Origin of the sequence: Legionella fallonii LLAP-10 (assembly GCF_000953135.1) — a bacterium.
Classification (GTDB): Bacteria; Pseudomonadota; Gammaproteobacteria; order Legionellales; family Legionellaceae; genus Legionella; species Legionella fallonii.
Genome location: NZ_LN614827.1, coordinates 2,608,209 through 2,622,300, shown reverse-complemented (window position 1 = coordinate 2,622,300; position 14,092 = coordinate 2,608,209). Strand labels below are relative to the sequence as shown.

Here is a 14,092-nt window from a genome sequence, read left to right as displayed (position 1 = left end):
GGAGTATTATTATGAATACTATCTTTTTAGCCACCGTGATTGGTTGGGTGATGGTGATCGGCGGTTTGTTTTTAATATTTAGACATGAACATATGAAACTGGTTATGGCAGATGTCATGGCACATCAAGGTGTCTTTTTTGTTTTTGCGTTTATGACTTTTATTTTAGGTTTACTGATGGTTACTAGTCACAATCTTTGGCTGATGGGTTGGCCTGTTATTATTACAGTAATTAGTTGGTTGGTATTGTTATCCGGCATGATTCGACTAGCATGTCCTGATACGGCAATGAAAATAGGGCAATCTTTTTTTAATCATCCAGTGAGAATGCAAGTTACGGGTGTTATATTTTTGATTATTGGGCTATTTTTATTAGTTCATGTATATTATCTTCACTCTTAAGCACTAAGAGTATTAAGGGTGTCTAATAGTCACTATTCTTAGGTGACAGCAATTTATTTTGCGTTAGGTGTTTTGTTTGGGCTATGCGAGTAATGGCCCACAATAAGTTAGTCATTTTGTTTTACTATAGGAGATTCTTATGCAAATTGATGGCACCTTGTTCCTGATTAGAATATTACTTATTTCTTTTTTATTGTTTTTATTTGCTCTGCCCATGCTTTCTTATGGCGAAGATATATCTAATATGCGCGGTAAGCGGTATTGTGAAATTGTTATAGCCAAGTCTAAAAATGATGCTGCTGTATATAATTCGTTTGGTTTAAATGATTGCCCAGATGACATTTGGAAAAAAATGAATATTAATGACATCAGGAAAGAAACTGCCGCTGTTTTAGTCCGATTAAACGGTCCTAGATATTGGGTTATTGACGGATTAACAAGCTTTTCATTTATAGATCCTACAATTAAAACCATTGGTGGGCTACAGATGCGTCAGGCCGACGAAATGATAACTACGCCATCAGACTTCTTTCTAGTGAATATTCCTTATCATCCAAGAGAGGTAAGGCGCCATACCATATGGGTCTATGAGGAGGGGAAGCCTGTTTATGAGCTCATAGACAGTAAAGGTCATGTTTTCGTTATGCATTCCTATAGCATCGAATCGGTACCACAAACAGAACAATCACTGGCCGAGTTAGGCAGTAAGCTTAAGTTACCTCCAGGTTGGAAATTTAAGACGGGTATTCTGAAAAAAACAATGACTTTGGAGGCTGTTAATAGTACGGCTCTAGTCGTTAGAGATAATTTAATGAATGCGTACCAGCATTCGGAGAAAGATTTGTTGCAGTAAGATCTTCTACTACGAATTCGGACCCATAGGCATCGGGTTAGATAATTTGGGTTATCCAGACGAGCTTGCGACGAAAGTCGGCATCCATAAAACGTTTAACATCAAATGGATACCGGCTTTCGCCGGTAATTCGTTTAAAAATAGACCTCGTTCCAAACTCTCGTTACATTAAAAAACGAAGCGGTTTGCATCTTCTACTTCTTGCTCGTTCACCACTTTGGATGCAGCACTTTGTGGCGCTGGTTTTGAGGGAATTCGTGCTTCCTCATGCGATAAGCTTGCTTCATAACGCAACAGCTCGCTTGATTTAAAGAAGCGACGAGTTTGGTAACGAGATTTCTTCAGTTCTGCTTCTTGGATCTTACTGATAGTATCTTCTGTCTTTTGCAGATCTTTTTGTACCTCATCAACTTGTTGTTGGCCACGATTTTCTAGATAGAGAGCCAGATCCTGTTTGGCTTCAGCTTTCAAATCAGCTACAAATTGTATTCTACAGCTATCAATCTGTTGATTATGAGTATCTAGTTTTTGTTGGCATTGAGTTTCTTCATCTTTAATACCCGCTAATGTTCTTGTAGGTGTTTTGAGTTGATTTTGCAGATAAAGAAGTCTGCCTTTATGGTAAAGGATTTGCGATGCTATGGAAGCATGTTCTAATGCAGAGTACCAATTAAGTTCTTGCTGACGCGCTTGTAATGCTTTGATGGCATTCTCTTCAACTTGTATTGTTGCTTGTTGGGTAGCAAGCTGTTGTTCGGCATCATCCATTTTCTGACGAGTTTCTTCAAGTTGTTTGGTTATCTTTACTTGCTCTTCAAGTAGTGCAGTAAAGTCTGCTCCTGGTTCTTTACCTAAACTATTATTTAGGCCCTCCAAATTGACTGGCTGTTTAGTCCAATCGCATTGCTTTAAGACATCTGCTTTTTGTAGCTTGCTTTGGATTACTTCAGGAAGCTCCGTGAGAACCAGAATATCAAGATCATTATTCCAATTTTGTTGTAACAGAGCCTTTAATCGCAGTAATTTCTCAAATTCTGGGCGTTTTTCTGCTGAAAGACTTTCACCTGCTTTCGCATTTGAAAGTTCGCGAAGCGCCTTAGAATTTTCTTCGAACATCGATTTTCTTTCTTGGAGATGAGCTCTCTCTCCCTCTATTTTAGTAAAGAAAGGAGATTGATATCCTGTGAACCCTTCTTTTGATGGTGCATTCTCTATTTGTAATTCTATATAGGACTGAATTCCATCAGTACCACTTTGAATGCGGATTTGATTAGGATCTACCTGAAGTAATCGAGCAAATTCACTGGCTTTTTGTGCTAAGAGACATTCTTGTGCATCTTGCTGCAAACCATCCGATTTCTTTAGCTCTTCTATGGAATACATAATTTGGCTATTTAGCGAGTTAAGCTGACTTAAATAGGGTTTGTAGGCCTCATAAGTGCTATAACGTGTTATCGTTTCATGTAATTCTAGAAGGACATGAGCTTGACTTTCTTTATTTTGCTGGCTCATTGCAAGAAGCGTTGTTTTTAGATGATCCCAAGTCGGATCATTGGTTGTAAAATAATACGGGGATGTGTTTTCTAAATAGTGACGGAACTCATTGAGATGATGCTCGGAAACTATATTGTCGTGGCAGTTATTACGGAATTCGCGATCGCAGTGAGGTGCATTTTCCAAGCACGCTATAGCTGCTATCGCGTCGTTAATGACACTACGAGGATTTGAATGTCCTATAGAGAAGAGATATTTATCTCTTAAAATAAGTCTTTGTTGCTCAAGACCCGCGTAGAGTGCTTGGATTTTATTTTTATCTTGTGGTGTATTCATGACTTCTTGTGCTAAATCATAAATAGTATAAGCAGCCTCTTTAGCTACACCACGTTCAAAAAATGCGTGGATGGGTTCTGGTGTACTCTTCACCCAAGCAAATTCTTGCGCCAGATGCTTGGCCAGTCTTCGCATAATTTCTTCGCTATAACTGGCTCTTAGTGCATTTAATTGTGCGTCTTCTGGCAAGCTTGAGTTTTGATAAAGCGTGCAAAACGTGAGAATAAATCCTTGCATTTTGAATTGTTCAATCAGCGGTAATTGAGATAAATCCTCGCTATGCGCTAACAGTAACGGTTTGATTTTTAATAATACCTGATCAATTTTATCGCTATCAGCGCCGATTAATTCTTCTTCATAGAATGTGATGACGCTTTTAATAAACTCTTCTTGTATCTCAGGATGCAATAGCCTGTTTTTGTGCTCTATAATTCTATTAATCAGATCATTGATTATTTCTGGTAAAAAAGGCGAGCCTTGCGAAGCCTGTTTGGGAACAAGCGCTGTAATGGCTCCTGGGTAAACAGAGCAGAACTCTCCTATTAAATTAGGTAACAGTTGTTTACATTGCGCTAATTGCAAATCTTTTTTCATTTGCTCGTCTGGTTGGGTATAGTCTAGGACTACTCCGGCCTTATCTCTAATGATGGTTTCAAGATTTTGGTTCATTAACGCTTGGGTTCCGGCAATGAACGGCTTACTCTTCTTCTGCAGTGTAGATTGCACATCAAATTCATGGGCGAGATCTAATTGTTTTAAATAATTGAATCTTAGCGCCTGTTCTTGAGTCATCTGCGTGATTTTTTGTGCTCTATCTGCCCATTTCTCTTCTCTAAATAATTCCCAAAGCTTACATGCCGAATTTTTAAAGTGGTTAATGTTTGTGGCAAGCGTCTCTTGTGAAATACTCGTCTCTTGTGAACGGTTCAGCTCATTTAACAGTGTTTCCCGCCATTGATATAATTCAAATTGTATTTTGGGATCATTGGGATACAGCTCAAGTAATAAACTTTCCCACGCTTCAATTTGTTGCATTAAGGTTTGTTGTGCTTCATCAATCGCTTGAGTATAGAGTCTATCCACTGTAGCTTGTAATTTAATTTTGCTTTTCAACTCTGCAACTGAACTTTCATTATAACTTTGCCTGTACCAAGGAAAAATATAATATAAAATTTTTTCAAACCAGTTTTGTGGTGGTTTAACCTGATAAATAGGTAGCCATTCTCCAGGTTTTCCATTGCGAGCGGCGCGTCCCGCGATTTGAGTGGTCATCCTATCAGTGTCTGCATAGGGTTGTATTACAAATAGGCCTTTAGGATGATCTCCTGTATTGATATCGATACCTTTGGCCAGCATCGCCGTTCCAACCGTGATGGTGTTGCATTTACCTGCTTGTTTAATGATGTATTCGAGCTCTTCCTGACTTTCCTTACCGGTAACGATTTGGATTTTAAATCCTTGTTGTCTATAGGTTTCTAGACTCTTACCTAGGGTTTCAGATGCATCAAAATCTTCATTAATAATCAAGACTGGCTGAGTTTGTGTATGACTCCATTGCTCAATCGCTTTTTCGGTTTGTGCGATTAACTCTTCTCGGTCTTCATGGGTTTGAATTGCTCTATGAGCATCAATTTCCATGCTAGGTTTAGTCACTGGAAGTTTTATATTTTCTATCGCTTTGTGTACCGCACTAATGGATTCTTCACTATTAAAAGTGAAAATCGGGGCATGTACTTTACGATGATCCCCTGCATATGGAGCAACACCTATTGCCTGAGTACCTAGTGCTGTCGCTAAACTTTCTAGTTCTAATTTATCTCCTGGTGTTCCTGAGATGCCAATTAAACGTCCTTTAGTATTTTGGAATAATTTTATTAAACCAAGAGCCGATAGGCTGGCCAATTCCGGAGGATTTTTATCTATAGAAATATAATGAGCCTGCTCTGGGCGTTCAATCATTAATCGTGCCAATAACGCTTGTTGTACTGCGGCATTAAAAATTGAACCTACTTTGGGAGTACTGCGAAGCAAGGGTACGCAAACAATCTTTTTGGTTATTTCATTGCCTGAATCATCTTTTTCTTTGATTGGTTGTACAAGGAAATGTTTGTTTTCAACTCGAGTTGCTGCGGCACAACTGGCGTCGATCAATAGCTTCAGTTTTGTATTGCTCATAGCCAACAGATAATTTTGTTTTTCTGCATCGCCATTGAATTTTTCATTAACTTCTTTATTCAAGAATTGTCTGAGTTGTTCTAGATCTTCCTCTTCATCCCAAACTTTTCCTTGGGCTGAATCTTTATTACGAAAAGCTGGCAGATTAATAAATTGATAAGCCAGTGGGAAAACCCATTGTTCTGGAATTTCCTCATTTTCTTCTTCTTCTTCCGAAACGATTTCTGCGACTAGCTTATAAAGTAGAGTTTGATCCAGAAGACCATCATCACACTCGTCGAGAACCACATGAATTGGCTCTCCATTTTGAATCACTGCTTCTTTTTTTAGTTCTTTCATTTTCAAGTAAAAAAAGGACATATCTTCTACGGTGGAGCAGTTAATTCCATTGAGTTGATAGTGTTCTGGAGCAGTATTATCTTGAATAAGGGCCGATGGTATTCCTAAGAAGTTAAAAAATGGTTCACAGCTGTTTTCATAATCTCTTATTAAGAGTGTTGGATTCGCTGTAAATTGAACAACAGTACCTCCTTGTAACCATTGTAGAACGGAAAGCATAGGAGCATTAATACTTTTCCCTTCCCCTGTCTTAATGCGCATTAAGAGGTTAGATGAGGGATCATGCAAAGCCAGTAACAACACAAGCATTTGTGTTGTATTGGGGAACAACCCAGTGGTACGGAAATAAATTTCTCTGAGATAAGCCAAGAGTTCTAACTGTGTTGTTTCTAACTGCTCCGCTGGAACTGATTTGGATTTCAGTTGTTGGAGTAAATGAGTCGTTCTCTCTTGCAAATCATGACGTGAGGATGCAGTCAGCTTCTTCAGTGTTGTATAATCATTAGGGTTTAAAGGGTCTGTATATCCTAATGTTTCAATAAAGGTTAATTGCTTTGCTAGCCTCATTTGCAGCGCATGAGGTAGTGATTCCTCGTGAAGCAAATCTTCCAGTTTAAGCAGCGCTTCTTTAATTCTATCAGTTGCGAATTGTTTCGTTAGATCTCTTTTTTCCCCTGCTTTTGCAAAAGGATTAGTATCAAAGCTTAAGCAATAAGCTCGTAGTTTTTCCGAATCATGTGCTAGTAAAGCAGAGTTTAAGCTCTGTGTATTAGGGTAAGGAGGAGTCTCAAATAATTGTAATACGAGATCAATATCTTCTGCAGAACGACGTCCCAAGCCCTTAGAGATTTCTAATAGGGCTGATAAATTTAACGTGTCATCTTTTTTATTATTAGCAAGACCGGTCAGAATGGTTGCAATTTTTTCTCTGTTCTCAGGACTGATTGCAGCCAATTGTTGTAGGATAAGCGGATAGGCTCCTAGATCTTGATTGGGATCGTCTAATGAAACCCTCTTTAATAAGGCAACACATAATGGGGCTTGTTTGTGGTTATGAATTAAAAATAACTGAGTTTGTTGTACCAGACCTTGTACGAGCTCAGGGGAGTCTGCACCGGATAGTCGGCTCAAAATTTGGATTATTTGTTTGATAATTAATGATTTCGTTTGCTCTGGAAGGCCTGATTTCTTCAATTCACTTAAGGCTCCTAGAGGGAATGGAGTCGCGCTCTTTAAGTTGTGCGCCATACTCATTTTGAAAAACATAATTTGAGTTTCTGGTTCAAGATCAGCCAGATTAAACAATATTACTAATCCGTTAATTGCTCTTTCAATTGCAGCACTACCTGCTTCTGGATTTTGTTCCAAAGCTTGAGTAGTTAGTTTTAAATAGAGATCTAATTGGTCGGATTTGTCTTGGATTAAACTATTGACCAGAATTAGTTTTTGGATATAGTTCAGACGAGCTAAAGCACCAGTATTGAGTTCCTTATATATTTTGTTGAACTGAGTGGGGTGCTTGTCTTTGATATCAATAAGTAAATTGAGATAATCAGCAATACCTTCTATTTTATTTTTATAATCCTGTAGTGACTGATCCGATGGAGCATTTTCAATGATTATTTCTGCCTCACTTAGGATGCTTTTTTCAAACTCAGGATCTTGAGTATTGAGTTGTTGTAATGTTTTTCTTAGTGCAGGCAGTACCTTTTTCTGAATTAGCTCTTCTTTAAAGAAGAAGATCAATGAATGCGTGTCATTAAATGCTTTCATCCAGCTGAGACTAGTTTTTAGATCTAAGTCTTTTACGATCTGTTTATTTTGAGGATCGTCAAAGAAGGACTTCATTTCTGACTGAAACAAACCGAACAGTTGTTTTAAAACAAAAGCAAACCCACCACCTGTAGTATTATCTGCCGCTGCTTTTTCTCCAGTAAGCAAGAAATTTAAAATGTACTCTCCCTTACTTTTACCAAGAATACCTACTCCATAGTTTCCATTCAGTAATATAGGTTTGACTTGTTCAAAATAATGTAGTTTTGCAATCACCTCAGGAAATTTAGGATTGGGACTCTGTAATAGTTCCACCAGATTATGTACTGCATCAAATAAAGGAATGAGCTCGGCATTCAGTTGATCTCTCAATGCTTGAGGTACAATGGAACTTTGCAGGTTTTCCAATAATGATTTTTTGAGCTTATCTATCCTAAATGCACTACTTCTTTTTTTGATGGCATCAACTAAAGCATCAACAATTAGATCGTCGAGCTTAGATATATCACCATTGCCTAGGACACAACCAGGCAAGAGATTTTTATCAATAATTAGATCTTTTAACCAACTCTCTTGCTTTTCAACCGTTTTATGTTCTTCTGGTATGACCTCAGATAAATTAGACAATGCTTCAAGCAAGCCTTGAATGTGTTCTATAGTGGGTAAAGGGTTAGATTTAGCAATATTGAGCTGACTCAAAGCGTTTAATGCAACGTTATGGAAGGCATTACCTTTTTTATTTTCTAAGTTTTTAAAGGCCGATACCAAATTATCAATTTTTAATTGCGTTATATTGGGTTCATTTAATTTGGCCAATAATTTGACTAAATATTCGGGTAATGTACGGCGATTTTTTTGTAATAGATCAGTAAATGCAGCAATTATTGGCAGAACGGCACGATTGTCTTCTGATGATTCAGTCGTTTTTTGGACTCGTTCTTGTAGGGTATTGAGGAGTTCAAAACCTTCAATTTCTATACATGAAACCAAGGGAGTAATTAGTTCGGTTTTAAAATTTTTGGTCGGAAATGTACTCTTGAGCTCAGTGCATAACTTGATTAATGTACTGATTTGGGCCAGTGATGGAGGCGGATTGAACTTAAAACAACGAGAAAGCGCTTGTAGTACGTCGCTACGCTCTTCTTGATTAAGAGGTTCCAATAAACTAATGCAATGACTCAGCGTATTTTTCCATCGTTCTGGCGTTAATGTCGCTGTATCTGAAAAAGTGCAGGTTAAAATAAAAGTTAATTGATTTCTTTGTACTTGGGTCCAAGTTTCCTGTTGTTCTATTTGAAAAAGTTGTGCCTGAATATCAGATAATCGTATCTCTGCTTTCCAATGTTGTCCCATATAGCGAAATAGCCAAGGTTTTAATTGGAGTTGTTCTTGCTCAATTTGTTGATAAATGAGCTCTGGGTTGGTAATTGTGTCTTCAGGACTTTCAATGTGCATGCAAGAAGAGACTTGCTTAAGCTGTTCTGGCTCAGTTTTTTGCGTCATTGCATAATGAACGCCCATTGCTCCCCAATTGAGGTGAGACAACGACAAACATTGCTCCTGAGGATTTGTAGCGTGTTCAATAACATCCAATACTCGGTTTAATGTGATGAGTAGGTGTCCATTATGTTCAATAGGGCATGGATTGGGCAGAGTAAGATTTTTTTCTGCAATTCTAGGAAGAAAAATTTGCGTATAGGCTTCAAAAAAAGCATTAAAATCAAAATGATTGTTGTCATAGTTCAGATGAGCAGTCACTAAGCTGTTCCACCACTCCTTCTGCTCTGCCGGAAGTTGAACTAATTTTTGTAGGTTCTTAATTCCGCGCGTACTCAAAAATGTATTTTGTACGCTAGGGTTTTTAAGAAACTCAAGGCTTATTTTTTTATTCACACACGTATTTAGCAGCCTTGTCAGCAAGGTCGTATGAGCTTCACCGCCCAGAACAAACTGTTTGCATAGAAATGGAACTATAAATTCAATATCTTCAGGTTTTAGTGCTTGCGGAAGAGGGGGGTGGGCATTAGATGCTTTAAATAATTGTAGAAATGCTTTAAGTTCATCCACATGCGTTGTGAATACACCGGAAAGGGCCGTTACCTGTTCGGGTGAATACTTCGTATCCATGAGCAGAGTAACAACCTCTTGAGGTATTGTTGACGGCAACAGTTCCTGTATTTGTTCCATTGAGGGTAAAGTCAACGGCTCTGGTGTATTCAGTGCAGGAGCTAGGGCAGAGGGCAGCCTGCTTGGGGTGTCCGTATAGCAAAGAGCGTGTTTCTCTTGATTAATATAAAATCCTTTAGGGAGATTTTTGGGAATAATGCCGCCTTTAAAGGCATAAGCGTGTTTTTTAATTTTTTGCGCAGCGGCATCATGTAGATGCTCAATTCCTAGTACTTTGAGTTGTTTCGCGAGTTCTGGAAGTTCAGGCAAATCAATAGCAATTAAGTTAATATTGCGAGCTGCTATGTGCTCTACGTGTTCTTTCTTCGTGTTTTTTTGCTCAACTTGTGGCTTTTGTATGACAAGGCTTTTTTGAATTTGAATGCCCGTACGGACGGAGGAAGGATTTGAATCCAAGGCCTTTTTCAATGGATTAATCTTAGGTTCTCTCGAAGTATTTTTCAGCGTTGTTTCTGCTGTTTTATCAAGTACTGTTTTACGAGCGAGAAGAGCTAGCTGTACCGAGCTGGATTCATTTCCAGGGATTTTAAAAATAAAGAGGCGCTTACGTGCATCAGTAATAAAGTGGGTTAAACCCTCAATAACATTGGGAGAGATTTGCTGAGGATCCAGTTCAATTTCTATAGGAGCATAGTTGATTTCTGTTTCATACGATGAAATCAGGTTTTCTAGCAAAGATTGTAGGTATTTATTATCTGACAATTGAGGCATAGGATAACTCCCAGAATAAAAAAGTAAGAACTAAAGAGTTCAACAAATCACAACAAATTTCATACAGGCTACTTTTTACCATAAAAAGATTAATGTTTTATTAACATGATGCTTAAAAATAATGCAAAATTAACTGTTGCTTCTTTATTAACTACTGTAAACTTCACGCTTCACGGCACTGGCCCTCAATATTTAAATAAAAGACGGGCAGTGAAGTAAGGGGCTGATGTTAAAAAGAAAATTATTTATTCATATCTCATTAGGAATTTGGTCGTATTGTATTAGGAACGACAGAATACTGAAAGCACTTTATGTTGATAAATTATGCATATAATAAATAGTTAGAGAAAAGAGATAGTTAGTGTTTTTGGATTATTTTTAAGCATCATGTTAATAAAACATTAATCTTTTTATGGTAAAACATAGAGCATATTAAATTTAGTGTGGTGAATTTATGCCTGATGCGACGTTTATTGCCAACCAACTCATCGTAGGCTATGACCTGATACCAAAAGAAGTTCAACGAAAGTTTGAGTGTTCTGAATCAGGGTTGCAATTTTGTCAAATTACTGAGAGTTATTCGTTATTTTTAGCAAAATTGCATTCCACATCTTGGTTTTCCAATTTATTCAGTTCAGATCCTAGGGATAAAGAGGTTTTGATTCAAGATGAACTGACAAGACAAAGAAGAGAGTTAACTTTACGTATTGGTGAAGCAGAAGAATATCAAAAAATTGTCTTGCATATTATGAATGCTCTTCTTACAAAGGAGATAGACGATTTTCACTTATTGACACCTGTACAACAAGAATTAGTGGGTGAAACTAAATTTTCAAAAAGATTACTTAATACTCTTGTTGTATTAGATTCGCAATTAGAAAAAATCAAAAATGAACAGGAACAAGCTAGTTTTGTGTCTCTATTATGGAACGGTTCTAGTCAGTCAGACGAGCAGATTACTAGGCTAAAAACAGAAAGAGCCGATGCAATTAGTCTTTGGAAAACTGAATTTCTAAAAGAGGCCAATATGGCGTCGCTTAGAAAGACGATCGACGAAAAGAAAGAACGTGCACGTCAGCAACAATTGGAACAAAAGCGAGTCGCTTTATACGAGCATATTAAGCAATTAGGCTCCTTTTTTCCCTTATTAAATTATAGAAAATCGCCTTCTGAAGAGTCGATCATGCAGCAGATATTGAAAAAATATTCTGTTGCAAATGACGATTTAGTATCAGATCCTCATAAAGTAGACGAAGAAGAGTTAACCGATCTGCTCTATTACTGCATACAGCAAATCAGCCAGGCCGAAATCACTTTTATGGATCTTGACGGATTCAATAAAAAGCATGCTAACGAAATGGCTGTAGAAATCCTGAACGCTTTCAATGGTCAAAATAATTTGGATTTGGATAAATGGCTCTTAGAGTATGAAAGTAAATTACATGAATATATTCTCAAACAATTGCAGTTAATTAACGGCAAAAATTGGGAAATGACACCCCACACGACACAAGAGCTGGTTCAATCATTGTCTTTCTTATGGAAAAATCCACTAACGGAAAGAGCTAATCAGTTTTTAGGCAAGATGGCTGATGCCCATGCTTTTATCCAGGCAACTAGTTTTTCTACACAAAATGAAAGCTCTTTTCTTGCTATTCTCGATTTATACAATTATGGCCGCCACCATGAGCAAATTTCTGAGCTTCGTTCTATCCTGACTAGTTTATTAGCGCCTTTGCAGCCCTTATATGATGAATATAAAGATATCGCTCTATATGAAAAAAATGTTTATATGAAGGCATTTAGATCGATTATACCTATACTTCTTACTGTTGGCGTTATTATTGCTATTTTTGCATTAACAGCATTGTTGCTGACCCCTTTGGCTCTTCCTGAGTTAGCTTTTACTGTTGTTTTTATACCCGCCTTGTTGATTGGTCTAGCTGTCACTACTAAATATGTTAGCGTAAAAAATGACATATATAAAAGTTTGCGGGAGTGGTATTACGGTGATTCTTTTGAAATCCCCGAGTTTCAAGTGAATCAAAGAATGCTTAGTGCTTTTGGTGAAGAGAAGGCTCAGCAGGTAAGAAATTTTTATGTTGATGAATTAAAGAAATGTGATGTCCTTGAAGTGGCGTATAGTGAAAAACATGCGCAAGGAATTCTATCGCAAGAAGATATAGATCTTAGAAAAGAAAATATCAAGAGGAGATACCAGCTCAATCTAGAGTGGTATGATATTCATAGTAATAATGATCTCAATTATAGACAAGCCCCTGTAATAGTTGCTGAGCGTTTACAACATTGTAGCGATGAAGAATATAAAGAACTACAAAAAATAATAAAGAGCGAAAGTGAATCAATACGCCAATCTGTTGCCGAAGTAACTCATGATATTAAAGAAACTATTACGGAACATACTAAGGGAGCTAGGGAGTTAGTCGAGGAAAAAGGAGAAGCCCCAACAATTAAAGCTCATTATCGATACGGTTTATTCACTCCACCTCAAGCTTTAAAGGTAAAAGCACGAGTAGAGGAGTTAGTTAATTTCAACTCTGAACTAAATTTTGCTACAGGATAACCGTTTGTATGTCTGTTTTCCTTCACTAGCTACAGGTGTTTTTTATTTTCTCACGTATAAATTCTTAAGTTGATATCAGTAGGTGAACACTTCTTGGTGTCAACTTAAGAGAAAACTCTAGCCTGGATGGCGCGAAGCATAATCCGAGATCAAGGCTTGAATCAAGTTTTGATCCCGGGTTACGGCTGTGTCTTCACCCAGGCTACACTCTGAAAATGCTCACATAGCCGTCTATATTGCACTTCTTAAGAGTGGTTTTTGCTCAACATAGGGCTCAACTAACTTTTCACCTTGTTCCGACTCGCTATAATAGCGCGTTACGCAAGGAAAACAATTTGTTATAGCAGGTAAGTTAACATATAATTTACCATATGATTTTATTTTAATCAAATTGTTTTATTGTATTTCATAAGAAAAGGGGGGCAATCGGTTAATGAACATCAACGAGGATATGTATTTTACTTATTATAATGACATTAACGAGATTGCAAAGACCTTACGAGCGTTTGGCATCACGTATTTTGCGCACAAAATTATTGATAATGAGGGACCAAAACTCTATTTAGGTAATGCCCCAGCTCTTCATGAGTTGTATCATAATGAAATTATGCGGAAATCAAGCCCTATAGAGGGGAATGTTAATCAATTTAAAACGGGATATTACTTTTTTGAACACTTTCCACAACCGCATCCTGATTCATTAGAACAATTAAAAGCAAATGATATAGGTAATATTTTCGTTATTATTAAGCAAGACGAAAACCAATGTGAGTTCTTTTTCTTTGGCTCAGCGCACCATAACAAAAATATTAATCATTTTTATATCAATAATATTAATTTATTAGAAAGCTTTATTTTGGCCTATAAAAGTCAAGCAACAGAGATACATGCTCAATGCTTTAACCAGCGTTTATTAGTAAATAAAGTAGAGGCTAGTAATGCACATTATTTATCATCGCAGAAGTTAGATAAAGAAACAGTTTATTCTTTTTTACAACAGAACGTAGCAAAGAAATTAATATTCACCGTGGACAATAGAAAGATAAAAATATCCAAGCAAGAAATGAACTGCCTGTACCATTTATTAAATTTTAGAACCAATAAAGAGATGGCTCAAATTCTTAGTTTATCCCCTCGAACGATAGAAACACATTTTACTAATCTTAAAGATAAATTTTCAGTCACTTCAAAAGAAGAGTTAGCCCGGAAAATAATTGAATTAGAGTTACCCTTTTAAAT

The 14,092-nt window shown here is 37.1% G+C and carries 5 protein-coding genes; 4 read left to right on the top strand and 1 reads right to left on the bottom strand.

Features of this window, described 5'->3' with window-relative positions:
* Positions 1–11 precede the first annotated feature (11 nt).
* Positions 12–401 (top strand): hypothetical protein, encoded by a 390-nt coding sequence (locus tag LFA_RS10675; RefSeq protein WP_045096176.1) that lies wholly within the window; start codon positions 12–14, stop codon positions 399–401.
* 139 nt (positions 402–540) lie between these two features.
* Positions 541–1,254 (top strand): hypothetical protein, encoded by a 714-nt coding sequence (locus tag LFA_RS10670; protein WP_045096175.1) that lies wholly within the window; start codon positions 541–543, stop codon positions 1,252–1,254.
* Positions 1,255–1,422: 168 nt separating this feature from the next.
* On the opposite strand, the gene LFA_RS10665 is transcribed toward LFA_RS10670, so the two are convergent.
* Positions 1,423–10,269, bottom strand: a complete 8,847-nt coding sequence (locus tag LFA_RS10665; RefSeq protein WP_065814370.1) for a preprotein translocase subunit SecA — start codon at positions 10,267–10,269, stop codon at positions 1,423–1,425.
* 454 nt (positions 10,270–10,723) lie between these two features.
* On the opposite strand from LFA_RS10665, the gene LFA_RS10660 reads away from it, so the two are divergent.
* Positions 10,724–12,853 carry a hypothetical protein gene (locus tag LFA_RS10660; protein ID WP_045096174.1) on the top strand — a complete coding sequence of 710 codons (2,130 nt, stop codon included), beginning with the start codon at positions 10,724–10,726 and terminating at the stop codon, positions 12,851–12,853.
* 433 nt (positions 12,854–13,286) lie between these two features.
* Complete coding sequence (locus tag LFA_RS10655) at positions 13,287–14,090, top strand: helix-turn-helix transcriptional regulator (protein ID WP_045096173.1); 804 nt, start codon at positions 13,287–13,289, stop codon at positions 14,088–14,090.
* Positions 14,091–14,092 lie beyond the last annotated feature (2 nt).